General features: G+C 58.7%; 21 protein-coding genes. 12 read left to right on the forward strand and 9 right to left on the reverse strand.

Translation table 11 applies throughout. From position 1 onward, the window contains the following. Window positions 1-34 precede the first annotated feature (34 nt). The 4 genes from AC2D8O_RS08230 to AC2D8O_RS08245 all read right to left on the reverse strand — a co-directional run bounded on the left by AC2D8O_RS08230 (window position 35) and on the right by AC2D8O_RS08245 (window position 6,849). Entirely contained in the window at window positions 35-1,345 is a 1,311-nt protein-coding gene (locus AC2D8O_RS08230) for a Y-family DNA polymerase (protein ID WP_484678340.1), read from the reverse strand. Between the two features lie 108 nt (window positions 1,346-1,453). Further along, window positions 1,454-2,131: a response regulator transcription factor gene (locus AC2D8O_RS08235; RefSeq protein ID WP_484678341.1), complete on the reverse strand. Its 678-nt coding sequence runs from the start codon at window positions 2,129-2,131 to the stop codon at window positions 1,454-1,456. 164 nt (window positions 2,132-2,295) lie between these two features. Further along, on the reverse strand, window positions 2,296-4,911 hold the full coding sequence (gene clpB, locus AC2D8O_RS08240; RefSeq protein WP_484678342.1) for an ATP-dependent chaperone ClpB: 2,616 nt from the start codon (window positions 4,909-4,911) through the stop codon (window positions 2,296-2,298). A 177-nt stretch (window positions 4,912-5,088) separates the two neighbouring features. Beyond that, complete coding sequence (locus AC2D8O_RS08245; protein ID WP_484678343.1) at window positions 5,089-6,849, reverse strand: DUF5723 family protein; 1,761 nt, start codon at window positions 6,847-6,849, stop codon at window positions 5,089-5,091. Window positions 6,850-6,973: 124 nt separating this feature from the next. On the opposite strand from AC2D8O_RS08245, the gene AC2D8O_RS08250 reads away from it, so the two are divergent. From AC2D8O_RS08250 to mnmC2, 4 genes are read left to right on the forward strand one after another with little or no spacing between them, the layout of a single operon-like run. Further along, the gene (locus AC2D8O_RS08250; RefSeq protein ID WP_484678344.1) at window positions 6,974-9,034 is read left to right on the forward strand and encodes a BatA domain-containing protein; all 2,061 of its coding nucleotides are present in this window, start codon (window positions 6,974-6,976) and stop codon (window positions 9,032-9,034) included. A gap of 40 nt (window positions 9,035-9,074) precedes the next feature. After that, the gene (locus tag AC2D8O_RS08255; protein WP_484678345.1) at window positions 9,075-10,367 is read left to right on the forward strand and encodes an amidohydrolase family protein; all 1,293 of its coding nucleotides are present in this window, start codon (window positions 9,075-9,077) and stop codon (window positions 10,365-10,367) included. Between the two features lie 10 nt (window positions 10,368-10,377). After that, complete coding sequence (locus tag AC2D8O_RS08260; RefSeq protein ID WP_484678346.1) at window positions 10,378-12,444, forward strand: biosynthetic peptidoglycan transglycosylase; 2,067 nt, start codon at window positions 10,378-10,380, stop codon at window positions 12,442-12,444. Window positions 12,445-12,450: 6 nt separating this feature from the next. Continuing rightward, a complete protein-coding gene (mnmC2, locus tag AC2D8O_RS08265; RefSeq protein WP_484678347.1) occupies window positions 12,451-13,119 on the forward strand; it encodes a tRNA (5-methylaminomethyl-2-thiouridine)(34)-methyltransferase MnmC2 in 669 nt (222 codons plus the stop codon). A gap of 69 nt (window positions 13,120-13,188) precedes the next feature. Here mnmC2 and AC2D8O_RS08270 read toward each other — a convergent pair whose 3' ends face one another. Next, window positions 13,189-13,644 (reverse strand): DUF2147 domain-containing protein, encoded by a 456-nt coding sequence (locus AC2D8O_RS08270; protein WP_484678348.1) that lies wholly within the window; start codon window positions 13,642-13,644, stop codon window positions 13,189-13,191. A gap of 60 nt (window positions 13,645-13,704) precedes the next feature. Next, on the reverse strand, window positions 13,705-14,385 hold the full coding sequence (gene queC / locus AC2D8O_RS08275) for a 7-cyano-7-deazaguanine synthase QueC (RefSeq protein WP_484678349.1): 681 nt from the start codon (window positions 14,383-14,385) through the stop codon (window positions 13,705-13,707). Between the two features lie 318 nt (window positions 14,386-14,703). On the opposite strand from queC, the gene AC2D8O_RS08280 reads away from it, so the two are divergent. The 4 genes from AC2D8O_RS08280 (at window position 14,704) to AC2D8O_RS08295 (ending at window position 17,996) form a co-directional block, all read left to right on the forward strand. Then, window positions 14,704-15,357, forward strand: a complete 654-nt coding sequence (locus tag AC2D8O_RS08280) for an AlbA family DNA-binding domain-containing protein (protein WP_484678350.1) — start codon at window positions 14,704-14,706, stop codon at window positions 15,355-15,357. Between the two features lie 72 nt (window positions 15,358-15,429). Further along, the gene (locus AC2D8O_RS08285) at window positions 15,430-16,395 is read left to right on the forward strand and encodes a glycosyltransferase family 2 protein (RefSeq protein WP_484678351.1); all 966 of its coding nucleotides are present in this window, start codon (window positions 15,430-15,432) and stop codon (window positions 16,393-16,395) included. Window positions 16,396-16,410: 15 nt separating this feature from the next. Continuing rightward, window positions 16,411-17,463: an NAD-dependent epimerase/dehydratase family protein gene (locus tag AC2D8O_RS08290; RefSeq protein ID WP_484678352.1), complete on the forward strand. Its 1,053-nt coding sequence runs from the start codon at window positions 16,411-16,413 to the stop codon at window positions 17,461-17,463. Between the two features lie 74 nt (window positions 17,464-17,537). After that, window positions 17,538-17,996, forward strand: coding sequence for a GyrI-like domain-containing protein (locus AC2D8O_RS08295; RefSeq protein ID WP_484678353.1), 459 nt, complete (start codon window positions 17,538-17,540; stop codon window positions 17,994-17,996). Here the strand turns inward: AC2D8O_RS08295 and AC2D8O_RS08300 are convergent. Next, window positions 17,989-18,654 (reverse strand): GNAT family N-acetyltransferase, encoded by a 666-nt coding sequence (locus AC2D8O_RS08300; RefSeq protein ID WP_484678354.1) that lies wholly within the window; start codon window positions 18,652-18,654, stop codon window positions 17,989-17,991. The genes AC2D8O_RS08295 and AC2D8O_RS08300 overlap by 8 nt on opposite strands. A gap of 11 nt (window positions 18,655-18,665) precedes the next feature. Beyond that, window positions 18,666-19,610, reverse strand: coding sequence for a ChaN family lipoprotein (locus AC2D8O_RS08305; protein WP_484678355.1), 945 nt, complete (start codon window positions 19,608-19,610; stop codon window positions 18,666-18,668). A gap of 113 nt (window positions 19,611-19,723) precedes the next feature. Between AC2D8O_RS08305 and rpsU the strand changes: the two genes are divergently transcribed. The 3 genes from rpsU to hpf are packed head-to-tail and all read left to right on the forward strand — an operon-like array spanning window position 19,724 to window position 21,196. Then, window positions 19,724-19,918, forward strand: coding sequence for a 30S ribosomal protein S21 (gene rpsU / locus AC2D8O_RS08310; RefSeq protein ID WP_484678356.1), 195 nt, complete (start codon window positions 19,724-19,726; stop codon window positions 19,916-19,918). 30 nt (window positions 19,919-19,948) lie between these two features. After that, a complete protein-coding gene (locus AC2D8O_RS08315) occupies window positions 19,949-20,860 on the forward strand; it encodes a tyrosine-type recombinase/integrase (protein ID WP_484678357.1) in 912 nt (303 codons plus the stop codon). A gap of 39 nt (window positions 20,861-20,899) precedes the next feature. Next, window positions 20,900-21,196, forward strand: coding sequence for a ribosome hibernation-promoting factor, HPF/YfiA family (gene hpf, locus AC2D8O_RS08320; protein WP_484678358.1), 297 nt, complete (start codon window positions 20,900-20,902; stop codon window positions 21,194-21,196). A 73-nt stretch (window positions 21,197-21,269) separates the two neighbouring features. Here the strand turns inward: hpf and serS are convergent, their stop codons facing one another. Continuing rightward, window positions 21,270-22,553, reverse strand: a complete 1,284-nt coding sequence (gene serS / locus AC2D8O_RS08325) for a serine--tRNA ligase (protein WP_484678359.1) — start codon at window positions 22,551-22,553, stop codon at window positions 21,270-21,272. Between the two features lie 277 nt (window positions 22,554-22,830). On the opposite strand from serS, the gene rho reads away from it, so the two are divergent. Beyond that, window positions 22,831-24,903: a transcription termination factor Rho gene (gene rho / locus AC2D8O_RS08330; RefSeq protein ID WP_484678360.1), complete on the forward strand. Its 2,073-nt coding sequence runs from the start codon at window positions 22,831-22,833 to the stop codon at window positions 24,901-24,903. Window positions 24,904-24,919: the final 16 nt, after the last annotated feature.

The raw sequence follows: 24,919 nt of genomic DNA on the forward strand, positions 1-24,919 counted from the left end.
AGTAGTGATTTTCGGGTAAATCATTGTAGCCGTGTTACCACCAGGGCCGGGTACGGTCGCGTTCGGCTTCCGACACATCATTCATGCGGTGTTTGCTCCGCTGCTCCGAGAGGGGCATCCAGGCCTTGCGCTGGCCCGTGGGTGTCAGGCCAGAACTGCGGCCCCAATACACCTTCATCTCGCGGAACCGTGCGTTCAGTTCATCGGTGGTGTGGTCCAATAAGGCCAGCCGCTGGCGGGGCGGAGGTGCAAAGAGGTTGGCCTGTACCGCGGCCTCGGGCTCAATGCCCGTCAGCAGCACGGCCGCTTTCTTGTATCGCAAACCCGGCTTGTACAGCTCGCGCACCAGCTGCAATGCAGGCTTCAGCAGTTCGGGCGTGCTGCACTGTGCAATCGGCAGGCGGATGCTGCGGTGTTGCTTCACATAAGGCTCGTCCTTGGCAAAGCGGTTGGTGCGCAGGCTCACAGTGATGATCTGTGCCGCCGAGCGCTGTTTGCGCAGCTTCAGCGCCGCAATGGCAATGAAGTGGCACACGGCCTCCTCCAGTTCGTGCAGGGCTGTCACGGGCTTGCCGAACGAGCGGCTGGAGCCAATCTGCACCTTGGGCGTATGGTCTTCTTCGACCTCCAGACACGACTGTCCCCGCAGCTCCTTCACCACGCGGGTTTCTACAACACTGTGCAGCAGTGGGTCTACCAGCGACAGTTCGCGCAGTGCCCAGGCTGTGTGTATACCGGCGGCTTTCAGTCGTTCGGCGATTCGCCAGCCTACGCCCCAGACGTCGCCCACCGGCAGGGTTTCCAACACGGGTTTGTGCTGCGCTTGGTCCATGAGAGTGCCCACGTAGGTAGTCTTGGCCTTCTTGGCCAGACGGTTGGCTACCTTGGCCAGCACCTTGCTGGGGCCGATACCGATGGAGACAGGGATTTCCAGTTCATCCCAGATCTGCTGCCGCAGCCGATGGCAGAAGCTCTCGGCGCTGACGTAGCGCGACATGCCATCGAGCTCCAGAAAGGCTTCGTCAATGCTGTACACCTCCACCTTGGGTGCTTCGCGTTCCAGTACGGTGATGATGCGGGCCGAGATGTCGGTATACAATTCGAAATTGGCCGACAGCACCCGCACCCGCTGTTGTCGCAGTTGGTCGCGCACCTGAAACAGCGGGGCGCCCATCGCAATTCCCAGTGCCTTGGCTTCCTCGCTGCGGGCAATGATGCAGCCATCATTGCTCGACAATACCACTACAGGCACGTCGCGCAGCGCACGGTCAAATTTCCGCTCACACGAAACGTAGAAGTTGTTGCAGTCTACCAAAGCGATGCAGCGTCCAAGTTCGCGCCCCATAACAGACGATAATTACGTCAATATTACGTTAAATGACGGAATTATCGTCTAAATGAGGCAATAAAAAAGCCTCCCGGACAGGAGGCTTTGGTGGTAAAAGACTGAATGTCAGTCGATCAGATTTTGCTGAATGGCGTAGCGCACCAGGCCAGCCGTGTTTTTGACGCCCAGCTTCTGGAGCAGGTTACGGCGGTGGGTATCGACGGTGCGCAGCGAGATGGAGAGCTTATCGGCAATCTCTTGGTTGGTCATCTCGTTGGCAATCAGTTTGATGATTTCGATTTCGCGCTTGGTCAGCTGCACGGCATGCTTCTGCACAGGCGTGGCCGTGGCGGTAGGGGCCGATCCGGGCTGCATGCCGCCGATGTAGGTCATCATCACGGCGTACGATACTTCGTTGCTGAAGTATTTTTCGCCCATGCTGATGCGGTAAATGGCGTTCAGCAGTTCCTGGCGGCCGCTGTTCTTCAGAATGTAACCCGAGGCGCCTGCTTGCAGCATCTTGGAGATGTACTCTACCTCATCGTGCATGGAGAGGCACAGGACGGGAATACCTGGGAAATCTTTCAGTACGCGCTGCGTCGTCTCGATGCCATTCATTTCCGGCATGTTGACGTCCATGATGACGAGATCCACTGGGCTGTCAGCCAGCATTTCTAGCGCCTGACGGCCATTGTCCGCTTCGCCTACGATCTGTATATCGGACGCATCGCGCAGCAGAGCCTTGATGCCATCTCGGATAATCTGGTGATCGTCAACCAGCAATACGCGTATCGGTTTATTCATGGAGCCTCCCTCCAGTTTGGAGTTTAGAAGGTATCTGGTTTTCCCGCTACAATTCTACGCAAAAAAACGTAGAAACCTACGGGGCTAAAAATGGGGCTTTCCCAAAATGAAATCGGCCCGAGTTAATCGGGCCGATTTTTACATCAAATGAGTTATCCCCAGTGTTAGGCTTCCACCGGCGAAACATTGCGGAAAACGATCTCCTGCGCAGAGCCAAGGTCTACTTCGATGGCGGAATCGCGGACGACTTCTCCCGCCAGGATTTTCTTCGACAGCTCATTGATCACTTTTCGCTGCATTACGCGCTTGAGTGGCCGTGCCCCAAATTGGGGGTCATAGCCCAGCTGGCCCAGCCAATCCAGTGCTGCGTCTGTAAAACTCAGTCGGATGCCGTTGCCTTCCAGTATCTGTGCCAGGCTTTTCACCTGCAGCTCCACAATCTGCCGGATTTCGCTGCGGTTCAGCGGTGTAAACATGATGATTTCATCAATCCGGTTCAGGAATTCGGGCCGCAGACTCTGCTTCAGCAGCTCGAATATCTCCAGTCGGGTGCGGGCCATGATGGTGTCACGGTCCTCGTCCAGCAGATTGGCAAAGCGTTCCTGAATCAGGTGGGCACCCAAGTTGCTGGTCATGATGATGATGGTGTTGCGGAAGTTTGCCGTGCGGCCTTTGTTGTCGGTCAGGCGGCCATCATCCAGTACCTGCAACAGGATATTGAACACATCCGGGTGGGCCTTCTCAATCTCATCCAGCAGCACTACGGAGTAGGGGCGCCGGCGAATGGCCTCTGTCAGCTGGCCGCCTTCATCGTAGCCTACGTAGCCGGGAGGGGCGCCAATCAGGCGGCTGACGGCGTGCTTCTCCTGATACTCCGACATGTCGATGCGTACCAGTGCATTCTCGTCATTGAAGAGATAGTCGGCCAGGCCCCGTGCCAGTTCGGTTTTGCCCACACCAGTGGAGCCGATGAAGATGAACGAGCCTATGGGCCGCTTGGGGTCCTGCAAGCCGGCCCGCGAACGGCGGATGGCGTTACTGATAGCCTCGATGGCTTCGTCCTGGCCCACTACGCGGTTGTGCAGTTCGGCTTCCATGCGCAGCAGTTTGTCGCGCTCGCTTTCCAGCATCCGGTTCACCGGAATACCTGTCCACTTGCTCACTACCTCTGCGATGTTTTCCGATTCCACTTCCTCTTTCAGCAGGCGGCGGTTCTTGCTGAGGTTGCCCAGCTGGTGCTGCAACTGCTGAATGGTCTTTTCCAGGTCTATGATACGGCCATAGCGGATTTCGGCAGCCTTGCCCCAGTCGGCATTGCGCTCGGCGCGGTCGGCTTCCATGCGCAGTTGCTCGATGCTTTCCTGTGCGCTGCGGATCTGCTGTATCAGCTCCTTCTCGTTCTGCCACTGGGCGCGCAGGGCATTTCGTTGCTCACTCAGGTTAGCTATCTGCTCGGACAGTTCCTCCACTTTGCGTTCGTCTTTCTCGCGGCGGATGGCTTCCCGCTCAATTTCCAACTGGCGGATGCGGCGCTCCAGCTCGTCCAGCTCTTCGGGCATGGAGTCTATCTCCATGCGCAGCTTGGCGGCGGCTTCATCCATCAGGTCAATGGCTTTGTCGGGCAGGTAACGGTCGCTGATATAGCGCTGTGACAGCTCCACTGCCGATACGATGGCCCCATCGGTGATTTTCACCCCGTGGTGCACCTCGTATTTCTCCTTCAGACCCCGCAGAATGCTGATGGCGTCTTCGGTATCGGGTTCGTTTACAAATACGGTCTGGAAACGGCGTTCCAGGGCTTTGTCCTGCTCTATGTACTTCTGGTACTCGGCCAGAGTAGTAGCACCGATGGCGCGCAGTTCGCCGCGGGCCAGTGCAGGCTTCAGGATGTTGGCTGCGTCCATGGCGCCGTCGGTGCGGCCAGCACCCACCAGCGTGTGGATTTCGTCGATGAAGAGGATGATTTCACCGTCAGAGGCAATCACTTCCTTCACCACAGCTTTCAGGCGCTCCTCAAAGTCGCCACGGTATTTGGCACCTGCCAGCAGCGCCCCCATGTCCAACGACACGATGGTTTTGCTCTTCAGGTTCTCGGGTACGTCGCCCGTGATGATGCGGTGGGCCAGCCCTTCGGCAATGGCGGTTTTGCCCACGCCCGGCTCCCCAATGAGCAGCGGATTGTTCTTGCTGCGCCGCGAGAGAATCTGCAGCACGCGGCGAATTTCATCATCGCGGCCAATGACGGGGTCCAGCTTGCCTTCACGGGCCAGCTCCGTCAGGTTGATGGAGAAGCGCTTCAGGCTGTTATACTTGTTCTCGGCGTTCTGGTCGGTCACGCGCTGGCCGCCACGCATTTCCTCAACGGCTTTCTTTAGGCCTTTTTCCGTCAGCCCTTGATCTTTGAGCAGCTGGGCCGTTTTGTCCCCGGCTTTCAGCAGGCCCATCAGCATGTGCTCCAGGCTCACGAATTCATCTTTCAGTGCGCCTGCTTCTTTGTCTGCAAGGTCTATCACCTTGTAGCCGTCGCTGGAAAGATACTGCTGGCCGCTGGCACCCGATACCTTGGGGTAGCCAGCCAGGATATCAGCCAGTTTGGTGCCTAGCTGATTCACATTCACGTCCAGCTTCTTTAGCAGAAACGGAATGACCGATTCGTCGGAGTTGAGCAGAGCCTTCAGCAGGTGGCCGGGCTCTATGGCCTGTTGGCCGTGCTGTTTCGCAATCTCGGCTGCGTCCTGCAGGGCTTCCTGGCTTTTGATGGTCAGATTGTTCAGGTTCATGTTGCTTGAATGGGTCGAGGAAAGGGCATCAAAGCCTGTGCAAACCCTTTCGAACCGGAAAAGCTGTCGGAAGTTATTACTTGAACTGCCGTAATGGCAAACCGCCCCGCCACTACTGTCGCTGGCATGGCCAGTTTGTCAGCAGATGGTGGGGCGGTTGATGCTTTTTGGCAGATGTCAGTTGCCGCCGTTGCCGTTGTTGGTAGGGGCGACACCAGCGGGGCAACCGCCGTTGCTGCGCTGGCCGGGTTTGTCGGGGCAGCCGTCCAGCGAGTCGGGCACGCCATCACCATCGGTGTCAGGGCAACCGAAGAACTGCGGCAGGCCTGGCTGTTCGGGGCACTTATCCTCGCTGTCGGGGATGTGGTCGCCATCGGTGTCGGGGCAACCCTCGAATTCCCAGGTGCCAAATACATCCGGGCACTTGTCGCGGCCGTTCGATACCTTGTCCTTGTCTTTGTCGGCAGGGCGGGGGTGACGCAGCGGTACGCGTACGGCGAAGAAGAAGTCAATGGACTTGATCTCCTCTTTCACAGCAAACGACAGCAGCGAGTTGCTGCCTACCATCACCGGGCCCAGACGTGCGGCTACACCCATGTTGAAGTCACCGAGGTTGCTAACGGAGAGTGGCAATGCTACATCAAAGCGTTTGCCCTCGAAGCGCGGCGTCAGCATGTAGAAGCTGGCAGTGCGGGTGCCGCGGCGCTCGTTGATGATTGAATTGACTGTAGTAAGATTCAGGAACAGGTTGCGGGTAGCACGGAAGTCTACCTGGAGGCTCACTTTTGTGGGCAGCGACACACTGTATTCGCCTTCCTCGCGCACAGTGGTGAAGCGAGAGCGAAGGTCAGCCGAAATCTGCGCCATGGTCTGGTTGCGATAGATACCAATGTCCCAGAGATACTGGTTGGGTCCAGCGGGCGGTGCGCCGTTGCCATTGGCTACCAGCAGTTCGTAAGCTTCGTTGGCCTTCCCACCTTTTTTATAGTAGACACGGCCAATATCGGTGATCGACAGGCCGATTTTCCAACGATACTTATTCTGGTCGCGGGTGGGCAGGTCGGTCTCTCCGTCCATTTCGTAACGGAAGTCGCGATAGCGGGGTCGGAACTCGTACACAAAGCCGATATCAAAGCCCACGCCTGGGGTGGCGCGTGGCGATACATCTGTGAAGCTCTGGCCGATGTTGCGAAACTCAAGCCCATCGCTGAAGCCATATCGGAACTGCGTACCCTGGTTCAGCTGAAGACTGTCGCGGTTGTAGAACTGATAGTTGAGGTTGCTGGCCTGTGCGTAGAACGAGTTGGTGCCAATAAGATACTTCGCCCTGGCCGCAGCTTTCAGGAAGTGCTTGCCCTTGTCGAACAGCACCCGGCCATAGGTAAAGCCGACCTCCTGAAAGGTGCTTACCTGCATATTGACTTCGTTGTTCGCAAGTGGCCGGTCCAGCAGATCTTCTGCCTCGAATCCTGTAATGACCATGCGCGCCAAACGTGAGTCTACGTCCGTGAAGGATGCCAGAATACGGCTGCGCAGCGTGAGCGCAATGGCCGACCTTGGCGACGTTGTGAGCATGAACGACGGCCACATGATGCTGGCGTTGGCATACACGTTTTTAAGCGTGTTGTCCATATTCTCCCGGAAAATAGACGAACTGTAGTTTTTCACCGACAGGTCGCCCCAGGCACTGGCATTGAACAATTGGTTGGTGCGCAGGCCGATATGGTCGTTCCAGAACTGCATGTTACCCGCGATGCCTACATCGAAGCGAAAACGGCTGTCGACGATGTTGGCGGGGTTCAGGTCCAACCCCAGAATGCCAGCATTGTTGCTGTTGGCTATACCCAGAAAGTCTTGGGCAACAGCCTGCTGCGCACCGCTTGCCAGCATCAGCACAAGGCCCGCACGTACCAGGTGTGTTCGTAGAGGTGAGTACATGTTGTTAGGCTAGTTCAGGGTAAAGTTACGAATTACTGCTTACGCAAAATCTCTTAGATGAACACCCAATTGGGCAGAAACCAACAACTAGGCCGTTTCGTCTGCGGATACTATCTTGGGACCAATGTTTGCACAGCCCTGGATGCTGTGGGCCTTATTGGCCCTGGCCATACCCATTCTCGTTCACTTTTTCAATTTTCGGCGCCCAAAAGTGCTGAAATTCACGCAGGTGCGTTGGGTGCAGGCCGTGGCGCAAGCCGTCCAGAAGCGCCTGAAGCTTTGGCGCTATCTGTTGCTGACCGCGCGCCTGTTGGCAGTAGCCTCGGTGGTGATTGCCTTTGCTGGCCCCAGCTGCTCCGACGGGCAATCGCTGGCGGCAGGGGGGCGCGATGTCGTTATCGTGCTAGATAATTCGCCCAGCATGAGTGTGCAGGATGGCGACGGTCAGCGTTTTCAGCAGGCCAAGGAAGCCGCCCGCAGTCTGCTGATGGCTGCTGGTCCCAATGATCGGTTTCAGTTGCAGGTGCTCTCCGACCTCAGGCCCGGTGGAGGCTTTGTGCCAGCTCGGTCGCTTTTGGCAGCAGTAGATGCCAGCCGCCTTTCTGAGCAGGCAGTGGGCTTGGGCCGGCTTGTGCTGGCCGCTCCTTCGTTTTTCCGCTCGGCCACACGCCCTGCCCGGTCGCTCTATCTGCTCTCCGACTTTACCAAAGGCCTGTCGGATTCGCTGGCCTATGTGCCACCAGCCGACTCCTCCTTTCAGTTTGTGGGGCTTCGTATCGGACAGCCTCAGTTGCCCGGCAACCTGTATCTGTCAGAAATAGTGCTGGCAGAGCCCGTGGTAGATCCACAGCAGCCGGTAAAGCTCCTGTTCTCTGCACATAATTCACGCGCCAGTGCCGTCAAAGACATATCGGTGCGGGTGGAATTGGGCGGCAAACTGGCGGGCTCTACCACACTGGATATCCCGGCCGGAAGTTCTGTGCGGCGGGAGGTGATGCTCTCGGCTGCCCGGGCTGGCTGGCAGGAGGGGACGATTACGATCGACGACCCTGCCATCTCGTTTGACAATACCCGCTTTTTCTCTCTGTACACACCCTCGGCCTATCGTGTGCTGGTAGTCGCCGATGCGCCCGCCCGTGAGCCGCTGGAGCGTTTGTATAAACAGGCACTTCCAGCTGTTAAAGCCGAGATCATTGGCCGCGCACAACTTTCAGCTACCGAGCTGGCCGACTTTGCGCTCGTCGTACTGGCTGCACCCGAGCGCCTTACCAGCGGCCAGTTGGCCTCTCTGGATGCGTTCGTGAAACAGGGTGGGGGGGTGATGATTTTCCCTGCCGTGGGCCAAACAGACGCGGTGGCGCAGTTGTATGCGCAGTTAGGGGCCGGAACATGGGCCAATGGGGAGTCATTCCCAGCGCCGGTAGTCTGCCAGCCTCCCGACCTCAAGGAACCGCTTCTTTCTGGGCTGTTCAATGCCTCGGTAGTTTCTTCTGGTAAAATCGAGTTTGACAGCCCACACATCCGGCAGCTTTATCGCTTCACACCAACTCCTGCCCAGCCTTTTACCATACTTCTGAAAACAGAAACCGGTTTGCCCGTAACGGTGACGCAGCGCCTGGGAAAAGGTCGGCTGGTGACCTGGACTGTGCCCTTGGCCGCCGATTACGCAGACCTTGACCGTGTGAGCCTGTTTGTACCGCTCATGTACAGGCTGACTCAGTTTCTGGGTGGTTCGCAGGACCAGCCGTTGGCATACCCGCTTGGCTCGCCAGTAACGGTGGAATTGCCCACTCCGCTCCGCGACCGCATCGAGCTGCGCCTGCACGATTCACTGACCGCCATTCCCACGCAGCGGGTAGGGGCGGGGCTGGCAGCGTTTCAGTTGCAGCGGATGCCCCTGCGCAGTGGTAACTGGCAGGTCTTTCAGGGCGACTCGCTCGTAGCCCGACTGGGTCTGAATCTGCCTGATGTGGAGTCAGACTTAACTCCCGTAAGTGCTGTGGATTGGCAGCAAATCATTACTGATAATGGTATTAGACAGGTACTGGTTTCAGATGACGCTCCGGCGGTAGCGTCGCGCGCATTTGCCGATGAAGCCAAGGGGCCTACTCTCTGGCGCTGGTGGCTTCTGGTGGCGCTGCTGGCGTTGCTGGCCGAAGCTATCCTGTCACGTTTTACCCGCTAGCCCCAAAAGCCCTAACTTTCGGCCCCAATTGTTCTGTCCCGTGTCCGCTACAGCCTCTTTCCCCGACTGCATCCTGGCCAATGTCCGCCCGATCATCTGCACCCCGCAGGGCGTTGAGATTGCCGCTGCTACCGATGTGCTGTTTCATGCAGGGAAGGTGGCGCAGGTGGGCGGCGAAATGCCCGTCGGGCTGCCGACAGTGCAGGGCAACGGCGCGCTGCTGTCTCCCGGCTTCTGCGATCTCGTAACATATCTTTCCGATCCCGGCCACGAAGACCGCGGCAGTCTGGAAGACCTCGCTGCCGACGCCCGTCAGGGCGGCTACTCGCTGGTCGTAGGCCACGGCAACAGCGTGGCCCCCATTGAGGAAGCCGATGCCCTGATGGCCATTCGGCAGCGTGGCCGCAACACAGGCCTGCAACTGGAAATTGCCGCTGCCCTTACCCAGCAGATGCAGGGCAAACACATGACCGAGCTGCGCGACCTCGCCCTTGCAGGCGCTGTTGCTTTCAGCGACGGTGCACACCCCCTGCAGGATGCTGGGCTCCTGATGCGCTCTCTGCAATACCTCCAGGCCGAGCCGCGTCCCATATTCCAGCTTCCGGTGCACCAGAGTATTTTCGGAACAGCCACTGCCGCCGAAACACCGTTCGTTACGGCATTGGGTCTGAAAGCAGCACCCGTGCTGGCCGAAACTCTCCGGATTTCTTCCGACCTGAAGGTGCTGGCCTATGCTGGCGGAAGCCTGCACATCAGCCCAGTCACGACGGCCGAGGGGGTGGCACTCATTCGCGAAGCCAAAGCTCAGGGCCTCAACGTTACGGCTGGTACTTCCCCCGCCCATCTGCTGCTCAACGAAACCGTGTTGGCCGCTTTCCACAGCCGCTACCGGCTGTTCCCGCCTCTGCGTTCCGAGGCTGACCGGCAGGCGCTGCTGGCTGCCTGGCTTGACGGAACCCTGGATACCATCGACAGCCATCACGCCCCCATGTCGCGCGAAACCAAACAGCTGGAGTTTGACTTCGCCGAGCCCAATGGCCCAACCCTCCAGGGCACTTTCAGCGCCCTCTTGACGCTTGTGCAGCACAAAACTGTAAGTCTGGAAAAGGTGTTGGCATCGTTGTTGGTTGCTGGCAGAAAGATTCTTAGACAGCCACTCATTTCAGTTGAGAAGGAGACGCCTGCTTCGACCCTTTTCCTGCTGGATGTGGCAGCGCAGCCAGCGATGGAAGGGCGGCCCGGTCGCCTGTTCCGCGAGTTTTCGCCGCTGGCCGAACTGCCGTTGGCTGGCACCGTAACCCCACTCACCTCTGTGGCTGTTCCGGCCCGCTGATCTCCCCTCCATGCAGATACTCACCTGGTGGCGTCAACTGTCTTCTGTCCGCAAATGGATGGTGGGTTCGCTGCTGGGTATTGTGATGCTGGGCTCCGTCCTCGAAGTGTTGGGCGTCCGCGGCTGGCTGCTGAATAGAGCCCTGTCAAGTGTGCAGGCGCGCGCGGCCCGACGGGGTCTCAGTTTTCAGTGGCAGGCCGCCGAGCTTACCGGCTTTAAAACCGTGCAACTACGCGGCGTGCGCATTGGCAAACCCGGCGCCGAGCCCCTGCTGCTTCTGAACCGTGGTGAGGCTTCCGTGCGCTTCTGGCCGTTGTTTGTGGGCTCGGTAGAACTCGCTTCGCTGGAGGTTGACACCGCTCGTGTCTGCATCATCGCCTGCGAAGACAGTACCCGAAACCTGCCGACGGCCCCCGTCACCCAACCTGATACAGCCCGTAAGGCTGACGCGGGATTTCCCGATTTTCCTGCGGCCGTGTATGCGCCCTGGCGACTGATCGAGCGTTTTTTGCCCGATGACGCCCGCATCGTCAACGTGCTCATCGAAACCCGCACGGAGACCCAGCCATTCACTGACCGGCTGGACTCACTTATCTGGCAGGAGGGGCATCTGATGGTGGCGACGCTGCTGGAAAACCAGCAGTGGCAGGTCTCGGGCCGTCGTACGTCCGAGGGTTTCTTTGCATCGCTGGTTCGCCGTCAGGGCCCGGCCGAGGTTGTGCAGTTACCGTTCCTGTCCGACAGACTGAAGGTGGGTATTGGTGCCGACTCGGCCGAAGTACTCATTCGCGAATGGGACATCGAGTCGGACGAAGTTGCCATTGCGGCCAATGTGAAAGCTTCAGGATTGCTGTTTGCACAGCCCCGGCTGGCCCGCGAAACAGTGCAGATTAAACAGGTACGCGCCGAGCTGTCGTTATCGGCCGCTGAAAGCGAATTGCAATTGGATTCTGCGTCACGTGTCTGGCTCAATGGGCTGGACCTCCGGCCTGCCTTCCGGCTCAATCTGGGGGCCGATACCACGCTGGCGCTGGCATTCCGTATGCCGGAAACAGAAGCCCAGCAGTTTTTCGATGCGCTGCCGCCGGCGTTGTTTGAGAGTTTTGTGGGCCTCAAGGCTAAAGGACGTTTGGGCTATCAGTTGAACTTTGATTTTACCTCACAGCAGCCCGACAGCCTGAAACTGGATGTCGCCTTTACCGCCTCGCCCGATTTCCAGATTACCCGCTACGGCGCCGTTAACCTCGCCAAAATCAGTGGCCCCTTCCGCCTGCGGACGTTCCACACCGGGCGCGTGCTCTCCATCTCCGATTCCAACCCGGACTTCACGCCCCTGGCCGACATCTCCCTCTATGCCCGCGAGGCTCTGTTGACATCGGAAGATGGCAGCTTCATGTGGCACCGTGGCTTCAATGAGGAAGCCATCCGCAAGTCCATCGCGGAGAACTTCCGGCAGGGCCGCTTTGCCCGTGGCGCCAGCACGGTGTCCATGCAGTTGGTGAAGAATGCCTACCTCACGCCAGAGAAAACGCTGGGCCGTAAGCTGGAAGAAGCCCTCATCGTTTGGCTGATAGAGAACCGCCGCCTGGTGAGCAAGGAGCGTATGCTGGAAGTGTACCTCAACATCATCGAGTGGGGGCCAAACGTATACGGCATTTCCGAAGCCGCCCGCTATTATTTCGGCAAGTCGCCGTCGCAGATTTACGTGGATGAGGCGATCTTCCTTACCATGATCGTGCCACGTCCGCGCGCTTTCGCGTACTGGTTTCTGCAGGACGGCACCCTGCGGCCGGATGCCGAAGGATACTTCCGGCTGCTGGCAGGGCTGATGGAGGCCCGAAAGATCATTACGCCTGAGCAGCGCGAGATGACCTCGTCCGCCAATGTCCGGCTCTCCGGTCCGGCGATTGACGAAGTGCGCAGGCGTTTCAAGGATACTTCCGACGACTCCACCGCCCGCTTTCGGCCTCTTGTGCCACTGGACGACGACACCGAAGAAGATTGGGATGAATACCTCGGCGCCGATACCCTTTCCGCTCCTGTTGTGCCTAACAGACTGCCACTTGTCCGGCACTGATCGCGTATGAGTCATCCAGTTTTGCCTGAGATTGTTCTGACGGAAGACGGCAGCCCAACGCTCCGGTTCCCGGGCACGCATCTCACGTATCACTCAATGGCGGGTGCCCGCTCCGAGAGCATTCACGTATACCTCAATGCCGGAAAGCTGGAGGCGCTTCTGGCGCAGGGTGGGGTGGTGCGCGTACTGGAAATCGGCTTCGGAACGGGCCTCAACTTCTGTCTGGCTGCCGAAGCCGCCTCAGCACACCCCAACACCGAATTGGAGTTCTTCTCCTGCGAACCGCATCCGTTGCCTCCCGCACTGCTTACGCAGTACTATCAGCACCTTGCCTTTCCGGCGGCGCTTACGGAGTTGGCGGTGCAGGGTGTCAGCGGCAGGTGGCAAAACAGTGTGCTGCACCTCACACACGCCCCCTGGCCCGAGTGGCCCGTGCCCCATCCGGTTGATGTCGTGTTCTACGATGCCTTTGCCCCTTCCGACGCCGAGGTGTTGTGGCAGCAGCGCGCACTGCTGGCTGCAATGCAAGCCCTGAAACCGGGGGGCTGCCTTGTCACTTTTTCAGTTACAGGCGCTGTGAAACGGCTGTTGCGCGAGGCTGGCTATACCGTGGAGCGCCTGAGGGGTTTTGGCGGCAAACGGCACATGCTCCGTGCCACCCGCCCCATCGGCTGAGTTGCCTGAAAACAGAAGAGGGCTGCCGACAGCAGCCCTCTTCTGGTAGGTTTGTTTTGTTTGAAGAACTCAGCGTGTCCAGGTACTGGTGCGGCCAATCATCGAGAAGCCGATATACCCTCGGAGGTTCATTGTCTTATTGTCGCCCATTTTGATGTAGCAGCTGTACTCCTTGCCCTTCTCGGGGTCATACACTTTGCCATCAGTCCACTCATCTTCGTCCTCGTCGAAACGCAGGCTGTGAAGAATCCGCAGGCCTACGATGGGACGGTTACGCAGTTTAGGATCCGGGTTTTTGTCATCGAGTTTGTTCGAGCCGTCGGCGCGCTTGGGGTCGCGCAGCCATACGATGGTGCCGATGTATGTGCCATCGGAGTTCCGCGTAATGCGCACCTTGCTCTTGCCACCCTCTGTAACCCATTCTCCTACAATGCGGTCAGCTTTTGCGCTGTCGACAGGCCTATCGGCCGGGACGGCGCCCAGCAGAACCAGGCTGGTTAGAAAACAGAGAATCAATCGCATCATACCACAATATACAGTTCTGTCACGTAACAAGTATCGGGGAGGTTTAATCCCCCAAAAAGGTTAACGGTCTTTTCCGAATGCCTGTTCATAGCCGCGCTGGCGCAGGTGGCAGGCTGGGCACTGGCCACAACCGTAACCCCACGCGTGCAGGTGCTGCCTGTCGCCATTGTAGCAGGTGTGGCTGTGTTGCACCACCAGTTCCAGCGCACCCAGCTCTTCTGCCAGCTTCCAGGTAGCGGCTTTGTCCAGGTGCATCAGCGGAGTGTGAATGCGGAAAGGTGTATCCATGGCCAGCGAAATTGCGGTTTCTGCTGCATCCACGAAGCCCCGCCGGCAGTCGGGATACCCACTGAAGTCGGCTTCGCACATGCCACTTACGAGGTCGTGTGCGCCAATCTGGTAGGCATAGGCTGCTGTATGCGACAGAAACAGCAGGTTGCGCCCCGGCACAAACGTGTTGGGCACGGTGCCTGTACTGGTTCCTGCGGTGTCTACCTCCAGTGTATGGTCGGTGAGGGCATTGCTGCCGGGCTGTGTAAGTAGGGGCATAGGCTGCACAGCAAACGGCACCTGAAGCAGCCAGGCAATTGTACGTGCCTGTGTCAGCTCGATACTGTGTCGTTGGCCATAGTCGAATGCCAGTGCGTGCACGCTTTCGAAGTGCTGGCGCGCCCACGCCAGACAGGTGGTGGAGTCCTGGCCGCCACTGAACAGTACGACAGCTGTGTTGGGGGTTTTCACACTGCAAATATCTACACCCCCTTGCTTTAAGAAACCGTCTAATTGTGAAAAACAAAAGTCGCTTTAACCTTCCGTCGATCAACGGGCGCGGCAAATCATCGGTAGACCAATTCACTAGACAAACTACATTTTTACATAACCCTGCGGCTGTTTTTTCTCAGCATAACAAACAGTCGTGCGTGGCTGTGGCAGTTCATTTCCCTGACCCGCTGAACGCCAGCTCGGCTTTCACCGTACATTCGTGTAAGACATACACTTTGCTCCGAACCACGGATGCATAGTGGGTGTTACGAAATCGTAGGCCTCATTACGCTCGCTATGCACTTTGCCGTACATCCTCTGGTGAAGCTGATTGCGGAAGGGGAGGGCCCCTCGCTCGACTTCAAGAAGACGATTTCCAGTGCCAAGAAGATTGCCCGCACGCTCGTCGCCTTCGCCAATACGCATGGCGGAAGCCTGCTGGTGGGGGTGCGCGACAATGGCACCATCTCGGGCATTCGATCTGAGGAAGAGATGTACATGATAGACTCCGCCGCCAGGGTCTTCTGCCAACCCCCTGTGCGGTTCGAGTACAAAATGCACGAATACAAGGGAATGGCGGTGTTGCAGGTTGTTGTGCCTGAGAGCTACAGCAAGCCCCACCTGGCCCGCGCCGAAAACGACGAGTGGCGCATTTTCCTGCGAATCAACGACAAAACCGTACTGGCAAGCCCACTGGTTGAGGAATTCCTGCGTCGCGACGCCCAGGGCGTGGAAGGGCATATCCGGTTTGGCGACGTAGAACGCGAGGCGCTGGCCTATCTGGCCAAGGTGCCACATGCCACCCAGCGCGAGCTTGGGGCCGTGCTGATGCTGGACCCCGACCAGACAGCCGAGTTGCTTATCAATCTGCTTACCGCACGGTTGGTAACGCTGGATGGCAACGACCGCGAAGAGCTCTTCCGCCTGGCCGACGACGATCCCGAGGCCTGAGCGCGGTTCCTGCCGCCACATTCGCTATTTTTGCGCCCTGTGGCACCCACTGTGCCCTCGCAGCATAGCCTTATGGCAGACAAAGCCTTACAGATCAGCGTGGTAGTGCCGCTGTACGACGAGCAGGAGTCGCTCCCTGAGCTAGTAGCCTGGATTACACGCGTTATGCAGGCCCATAGCTTCTCGCACGAGATTCTGCTTGTCGACGACGGCAGCAAGGACAAAAGCTGGGACACCATCCTTGCGCTCAAACAGCAGTACCCTGCCGTGCGCGGCATCCGCTTTCAGCGCAACTATGGCAAGTCGGCCGCACTCAATGTAGGCTTTGCCCACACCCAAGGTGAAGTCGTCATTACCATGGATGCCGACCTGCAGGACAGCCCCGATGAAATCCCGGCCCTCTACGACATGATTGCCAACCAGGGCTATGACCTCGTCAGCGGCTGGAAGAAGACCCGTCACGACCCCCTGAGCAAGACCATCCCCAGCAAGTTCTTCAACTGGGTGACCCGCAAAATGACGGGCATCCATCTGCACGACTTCAACTGCGGCCTCAAGGCCTATCGCGCCAAGGTGGTAAAGAGCATCGAGGTATATGGCGAAATGCACCGCTACATTCCCTATCTCGCCAAGGATGCTGGCTTCTTTCGCATCACCGAGAAAGTGGTGGAGCACCGTGCTCGCAAGTATGGTCACACCAAGTTCGGCCTCGAGCGCTTCGTCAACGGCTTTCTAGATCTCCTGTCGCTGACGTTCGTGCTGCGATTTAAGCGCCGCCCCATGCATTTCTTTGGCACAATGGGCATTCTCAGTATGCTGGCGGGCTTCTCGCTGGCCGCCTATCTTATCATTGACAAGCTCTACGCCAACCACGTGCTCAAAACCAGTGTCCGCCAGGTAACCGAACAACCGCTGTTCTACCTAGGCCTCGTAGCGGTAGTAATTGGTGTGCAGCTGTTTCTCGCTGGCTTCCTGGCCGAACTCATCTCCCGTGCTGCTGGAGACCGTAACCATTATCTCATTGGCGAAACCGTCTGAGACCAACCGACCTTCATGAACTACCATCTCGTTTCTGGCGGCTGCGGATTCGTCGGCCGTAACCTTGTCAAGCGCCTTCTTGCCACCACCACCGACACCCTGCTGGTGGTAGACGACCTGTCCACTGGTACCACCCCCGACCAATGGCTCGCCAACGCAGGAACAGGTGTTACCGTGGGCGATGGTACAATCCGTGCCTATGGCCCTGGCAACCGTCTGCTGCTGCTGTCTACCGACTTCCGGGTCTTCCTCCGCGGCATCAGTGAACACGCCGACTACCTTCAGCGCGTATGGGGGCTGCCCGCAGGCGCCCGCATCGCCGACGCTTTTCACTTTGCGGCCATTGTGGGTGGCCGGGCCAAAATAGACGGCGACCCCATGTCTGTCGCACAGGACCTTGCCATTGATGCCGAGTTCTTCCACTGGGTCGTGCGCTACAAGCCTGCCCGTGTAATGTATCCCAGCAGCAGTGCCGCCTATCCCGTTGACCTGCAGGGCACGGAGGGGGCCATTGCCCTCCGCGAGGCCGATATCAACTTCGGCAGCCGCCTGGGCCAGCCCGACATGACCTACGGCTGGAGCAAACTCACAGGCGAGTACCTGGCCCAGATTGCCGCGCAGCATTACGGCGTACATGTAGCCTGCGTGCGGCCCTTCAGTGGCTATGGCGAAGACCAGGACCTGTCGTATCCAATCCCCGCCATCGCTGCCCGCGCCGCCCGCCGCGAGGATCCCTTCGAGGTATGGGGCTCGGGCCATCAGGGCCGCGACTTCGTCCATATCGACGACTGCATCGACGCCATCCTGCTGGCCCTTCAGCACATCTCTGACGGCACCGCCATCAATATCGGCTCTGGTAAGCTCACGTCTTTCCGCGAAATCATTGCCCTCATGGCCAAATTCGCAGGTTATGAGCCCCAGATCAAGCCCCTGCTCGACAAGCCCGTGGGTGTCCACAGCCGCTACAGCGACCCCTCTTACGCTGCCGACCGCGTAGGCTTTCGCCCACGGGTCTCGCTGGAAGAAGGTATGCGGCGGGTGTATGAAGCTGCGCTGAAACGCATCTGATTTTTGCCGGATTATCCGTCATTTTAGTGGCGGATAATCCTATATTACGGTCGATTTATCGCTCACTCACACGCATGTCTTACACTTTCATTGACCGGCCGGCTTTCACGGTCTGTGGCATTGCCATCCGCACCACCAACCACGAAGCCGAGGAAACCATCAGCCAGGCGTGGTATAAGTTTTTCTCTGAAGGCATCTTCTCGCAGATTCCCAAAGTGCAGGAAGACGCTTTTTACGGCGTCTACACCGAGTACGAATCCGACGAGAACGGCGCCTACACTTTTCTCATTGGCATGAAGGTGCCAGCCGAGACGGTTGCGCCAGAAGGCATGCGCGTCATTCAGATCCCAGCAGGCCAGTACGCCCATCATCCCGCCAAGGGCAAAGGCAGCGAAGCCGTGATGGCCGCTTGGGAAGAAATCTGGCAGCGCCCATATCCCCGTGCCTACAAGGTGGATTACGAGCGCTACGACCCCCGCTATCATCCCGACACCGAGGGCGAGATGGATGTGTACATTTCCCTGCCTAGCTGAACAGCGCCACGCACAGCAGGCGGTCACCAGCCTCTGCCCTGATGTCATAGCGCCGGAACAGCTCTGCCGAGGGCGAAATGTTTTCCTTGCGGGCCTCCCGTACGATGCGGCCTTCTGCTTCGCTGTACCGATAGCCCGCCGCACCGCGCACCACATAGGGAGTTTCGGTGGGTGCACCGGGTTGGGCCAGGGCCAGCGCCCGTAAGACCTCAAGGGGTTCCAGCAGGCAGCTGCCATCCGGATGGGGTTGCAGATTCTGCATAACCTTCAGTGCCGCTGAATAGGCCATTGGCGTCGCAGTGCGGAAGTACAGGCCACGCCGTCCAAGGGTTTCAGCGGCTTTTACTTCTTCCCACAGCTGGCGCATCAGGGTAGGGGCCACGCCCTTTCCGCGGGCGGCGGGCGCTGCCAGTGTCAGGCCCAGGTATACCATCCGTACAGTAGCCCCCAATACCTCGATTTCCCGGGGCTCCCATTTTGCCATGGCTGCCCCCAAAAGCTGTGGTCCTTCGCGCGCCACGTACAGCGTGTCGTTCAGCTTCAGCGAGTTTTCCCATACCGCTCTGTCGGCATAGTATTGGTCTATCAACGAAAGTGCATACACCTCCACGGCAGCGGGCAACTCTGCCAGCTGATAGCGGTCTACAGTCACTGCCATAATAGGGAGGGTCAGTAACTGCGGGGAAAGCTGTCGGGCACCACCAGGGTAAAGTCTGCCCGGCCGCGGTTGTCGTTCTGCAGCGGCGTCAGGTCGTGCTGCACCACCGTGTCGATAATCAGGATGCGCAGTTCCGGCTTCAGTCGTTGCAGGTAATACGGAATGCCGTCTTGCTGGCTGCTCTGGCTATGTCGGTTGCTGTGGTAGCTGCCATTGACGTGCACAAACGTGTAGCCTGGCTTGTAGTTCTGGGCAATGGTCCATGCCATGGTGGCGTCTTTCAGGGCCTGTGCGGCCATCATGTTGCGCATGGCGGGCGAGTTGGCGGCGGCGGCGTCGTGCGCGCCCATCAGCTTGGCCATGCCAGCATAGCCGGGCAGGTCATAGTCTACCACCAGTGGCAGCGGCATAAACAGGGCCTTTTCTGCCGCGGGCAGGCTGTCCAGGGCATTCACCCCTTGCCGCGACACCAAGCGTGCGTACTTGCGGGGCACATTGGTAGCATAGAAAGCCAATTGATGCTCCAGCGCCAGGCGTACCAGCGGCTGGTAATCGGTGGGGTAGTTGGGCCACGTGCGCGTGTGTTTGCCCATTTCCTCCAGCGGAATCTGTTCGGCCAGCACCGAGTCCAGAACCGCCTGTTGGTCCGTCTCAAACATCTCGGCACCCAGCTGCACTTTCTGCTTCCGCTTGAACAGGTCATGCGCCAGTTCGTAGCTCAGCCAGTGGGCAATGACATTGTCGTGCAGTTCACCGAAAAATACCACATCAGCTTTGGCAGCAGCATTCAGCAGGTCGCGGAAAGTAGCACGTCGCCCATTGGCATCATACAGTTGATAGGGCATTTTATCGGCGGGGCCCTCCGCGGCTCGTTGTGTCTGGGCCATCGCCAGGGCGGTCAGGCTCAGGTAGAGCAAGGCAGTCAGGAGGGTACGGTAGGGGTATACAGGCGCCATTCTCAAAAATAGTGGATAGCAGCTACGTTTTCTGTGGAAGAAAACTTGCGAAATCCACAAGAGTCAGCTACTTTTGCCGTCCATACCAAATCGAACACCGCAGTTTCACACGTATGATCATCGTCGAAGTAAAGGAAGGCGAAACCCTAGATAAAGCCCTGCGTCGCTACAAGAAGAAATTCGAGCGCCTTGGCATCCTGAAGGAAGTACGCAGCCGCATGTACTACACGCCTCCGTCCGTTGCTCGCCGCGAGGTAGTGAAGCGTGCCATCCGCCGCACCAACTACATCCAGGCCCAGGAGGTTTAATTCTCCCGTGCCCCCTGCTATCTTTCCGATATGTCAGGGTCTGCACTGAAAGGCTTTACCGAGTATCTCCGCTACGAGCGCAATTTCTCGGATCATACTGTCCTGTCATACGAAAACGACCTGGCTTCGCTGGGTCGTTTTTGCGTTTCTGACGACGCCCCCAGCGTAGTAGATGTCGACCAGCCCACCCAGCTTTCCAAGCTGACACGCCAGCACGTGCGCCTCTGGCTCCTCTCACTTGATCTTGAGCGCAGCACCCTCCGTCGTAAGCTCTCCGCCGTTCGCACCTTTCTCGACTGGGCCCAGCGCCAGGGGTGGGTGCCCGCCAATGTGGCCAAACGGCTCCCTTTGCCTAAAATTCCCAAGCGGCTCGCTTCCTTCCTCACCGAGGCTGATATTCAGCGTGTACTGGACGCACCCTATCCAGAGGGTCTCTCTGGTGCCAGACAACGACTGGTGCTGGAGCTGCTCTATGGCTGTGGCCTCCGCCGCTCCGAAATCCTCTCGCTCCGCCTGCCGGATATTGACTTTGCCCGCGGCCAACTCAAGGTAATGGGCAAAGGCCGCAAAGAGCGAATCGTCCCCTTCGGCCAGCCCGTTCGCGACGCCCTGGATATTTATCTGGCTGAATTACAGGCATCTGCATTCGAGCCCATACCCGTGCTGGTGCTCACAGACCGCGGCCGCCCTGCATATGAGGCACTCGTCCATCGCATCGTCCACGACCGGCTGGCGGCTATTGGCAGCCTCTCCAAAAGTTCTCCACACGTCCTTAGACATACTTTTGCTACCCATTTGGTTGACAATGGGGCAGATCTGAACGCCGTGAAAGAGCTTTTAGGCCATTCTTCGCTAGCGGCAACTCAGGTATACGTGCATAACTCCATTGCCCGGTTGAAAGAAATTTATAAGAAAGCGCACCCCAAAGCACGTAAGGATTAGTAAATTCAGTCATCACCTTTTACCAAGAAAGGAGCCGACATGAACGTTACAATCCAATCGATCCACTTCGATGCTGACCGGCGACTGACCTCCTTCATCCAGCAGAAATGCGCTAAGCTGGCCACCTTCTTCGACGGCATCGTCGATGCGCAGGTGTACCTCAAACTCGACAAAAACAAACAGAACGGAAATAAAATCGTGGAAGTGAAACTGCTGGTGCCCCAAAACACGCTGCTGGGCACCGAGCAGGCCCGCTCTTTCGAAGAAGCCACCGACCTGGTGGTAGAGCAGATGAAACGTCAGCTCAAGAAGTACAAAGAGAAGATGCGCGACTGACGCCCACCACGGTTAAACGAAACGCAAAAGGCCACGGATTCCGTGGCCTTTTTGTTGTGTCAGGGTAAGTGGCTCAGCCAATCCGGTCGAACCGGGTGTAGGGCACCAGCACCTGCGGAATGCGGATGCTGCCATCGGGTTGCTGGTGGTTCTCCAGGATGCCCGCTACAATACGGGGCAGGGCCAGGGCGCTGCCGTTCAGGGTGTGCGCCAGCATTGTGCCTTTGCCATCGGCGCCGCGTGTGCGCAGCTTCAGGCGGTTCGCCTGGAACGTCTCGAAGTTCGAGATGGAGCTTACCTCCAGCCAGCGTTCCTGGCCCGCGCTCCACACTTCCATGTCGTAGCACTTGGCCGCACCAAACGACATATCGCCGGCGCACAGCAGCAGTGTGCGATAGGGCAGTTCCAGCGCGTCCAGCAGGCCCGCTACGTAGTGGCGCATCTGCTCGTGTATCTCATAGGAGTTGTCGGGGTGGGCAATCTGCACAATCTCCACTTTGTCGAACTGGTGCAGCCGATTGAGGCCGCGCACGTGGGCACCATACGAACCGGCCTCGCGGCGGAAGCAGGGAGTGTAGCCTACGCGCCGAATGGGCAGCTGCGCAGGGTCTACAATCTCGTCGCGGAACAGGTTGGTGACGGGCACCTCGGCCGTAGGAATCAGGTAAAGGTCGTCCTCGGTCACGTAGTACATCTGGCCTTCCTTGTCGGGCAGCTGGCCAGTGCCAAAACCGCTGTCTTTGTTCACCACGATGGGCACCTGTACTTCCAGATACCCCGCTTCGGCGGCCTTGTCCAGACACCACTGGATGATGGCGCGTTGCAGTTGTGCGCCCTTGCCTATGTAAACAGGGAAGCCAGCGCCTGAAATCTTCACACCCAGCTCAAAGTCAATGAGGTTGTGCTTGGCGGCCAGTTCCCAATGGGGCAGGGGGGCCTGCTCACGGGTGGGCTTGGCCCGTGGCGACTCATATGCCACTACATTCTCTTCAGCCGTGAAGCCTGCGGGCACGGTTGGGTGCGGCATGTTGGGCAGCGTCACCAGCAGGTCGAAGAGGGCTTTTTCCACCTCAGCCACCTGTTTTTCTCCATCGGCAATGCCCTGCTTGATGTTGGCGGTCTGGGCTTTCAGGGCTTCGGCGCCCTCTTTGTTGCCTTTGCCCATTTCCACGCCAATGGCTTTGGCTACACGGTTCATCTCGGCCCGGTTGGATTCGAGGTCTGACAGCAGACTGCGGCGCTTCTCGTCCAGCGCAAGTGCTTCATTCACTTTCTCTTGCGCATCTTCTACTTTTTTGAGTCCAAGAAGCCGGGCGGCTTCAGCAGGATTCTGCTTCAGTTGCTGAATCGTTAACATGGCGTGTCTTATACTGTAAGGTTCGAAATTCGGCAAAACCGCTGGTTTCTGGGGTGTGGGTGCTGCTTTTTTTCAGTTGTTTCTTGCAAATCCCTTTTTCCTATCTTGCAGGCGTTACCGATTGGCATTCCGCCGCTTGATATCGGTTTTGGGCGCACTGCCCACTGTTCTCCCCCGCTTGTTTGGTTTTCTGCCCGACGGCTCCCGCAGCCCTTATGGTCGGTTTCTGTCGGCAGAGGTGCAGACATACAGACTTCCCCTCCCCAATTCTCAGCGAATGTTCGATTCGTCCGAACTGAATAACATGCTCGTTTCCGAGCTGCGCGAACTGGCTACCCGCCTGAACCTGCCTGGCGCCCGCGAGCTCAAGAAACAGGACCTCATCCAGCGCATTCTGGGCCATAACCCCTCCGCAGCTGAAGTCAGCGCGGTGCAGTCCAGTGGCCTGCCAGTATCAGTGCCCCGCACCATTCTGGATGTGCTGCCACCCGCTGCCGAAACGCCTGAGGCTGCCGCTGAAGAGCCTGCTGCCCGCCGCCAGCCCAGGTCGCGCAACGCACCGCGCCGCGCCGAACAGCCAGAGATTGAAGCCCCTGCTGCCGACATGCCTGAAGCACCTGTAGCAGAAGCGCCTCAGGCCCAAGAGTCCGCCGAGGTTGCCAGCGCAGAGGGTGCTGAGAACCAGCAACCCCGCATGGAGCGCGACGAGCGCCGCGGTGACCGTTTCGACCGCGAACGCCGCAACGATCGTGAGCCACGTGCCGACCGCTCCGAAGGTCAGCAGGGAGAAGGACAGCGCCGCTTTGACCGCCCAGACCGTCAGCCCCGTGGCGACCGTCCCGAAGGCCAGCCCGGAGATCAGCAGCGCCGTTTTGAGCGCGGTGACCGCCCCCAGCGCGCCGAAGGCGAACCACGCGGCGAGAACCGTGGCGAAAGAGGCGAAGGCCGCCCTGACCGCCAGGACCGCTTCCAGCGTGGCGATCGCCCACAGCGCCCCGAAGGTGAGCCACGTGGTGAAAACCGGGGAGAAGGTCAGAACCGCGAAGGCCGCCCAGAACGACAGGACCGTTTCCAGCAGGGCGACCGGCCCCAGCGTCAGGATCGTCCCGACCGTCTCAACGACCGGCAGGGTGACCGCCCTTTGCGGCAGGACCGCCCAGAGCGCCCAGAACAGCAGCAACCGCCTCAGCCCGACCTCTTCCCCGCTTTCAACGAGAAAGCCCTGCTGGAGTTCGAGGGGTACATCACCAATCAGGGCGTCCTGGAAGTGATGGACGACGGCTACGGCTTCCTGCGCTCCCCCGAATACAACTACCTGCCCAGCCCCGACGATATCTACGTCAGCCCGGCGCAGATCAAGCAATACGGCCTCAAGACCGGCGATACTGTCTTTGGTCAGGTGCGCCCGCCCCGTGAAGGCGAGCGCTTTTTTATTCTGTTGAAGGTCAACACCATCAACAACCGCCCGCCCGAGCAGATTCGCGACCGTATCTTCTTCGACCACCTCACGCCGCTTTTCCCCAAGTCGAAGTTCACCCTCGACGACCCCGCTGCCGGCGACCTCTCGCTCCGCATCCTCGACCTCTTCGCGCCCATTGGCAAAGGCCAGCGTGGTCTTATCGTGGCACAGCCCAAAACCGGTAAAACCATCCTGCTGCAAAAAATAGCCAACGCCATTGCCCGCAACCACCCCGAGGTCTACCTCATCGTGCTGCTCATTGACGAGCGTCCGGAGGAAGTAACCGACATGGCCCGCAACGTAAACGCCGAGGTCATTGCCAGCACCTTCGACGAACCCGCCGAGCGCCATGTGCTGGTAGCCAACCTCGTGCTGGAAAAAGCCAAGCGTCTGGTAGAGTGCGGTCACGACGTCGTCATCCTGCTCGACTCCATTACCCGCCTGGCCCGCGCCCACAACACTGTCATGCCGGCTTCCGGCAAAATCCTGTCGGGTGGGGTGGATGCCAACGCGCTGCACAAGCCCAAGCGCTTCTTTGGCGCTGCCCGAAATGTAGAGCAGGGCGGTTCGCTCACCATTCTCGCTACCGCGCTCATCGACACCGGCAGCAAGATGGACGAAGTAATCTTCGAGGAGTTCAAGGGCACTGGCAACATGGAACTTCAGCTGGACCGCCGTCTGGCCAACCGCCGCATCTACCCGTCCATCGACGTCGTCAGCAGCGGTACCCGCCACGAAGACCTCCTCATCGACCCCAAGTACCTGCACCGCGTCTGGATTCTCCGCAAGTTCCTCGCCGAAATGACCCCCATCGAGGCGATGGAGTTCCTCAACGACAAACTGCGTGGCACCAAGTCCAACGACGAGTTCCTCATCGCAATGAACGGCTGACGTTTCGATACAGCCT

The organism is Pontibacter sp. T17 (assembly GCF_057219875.1).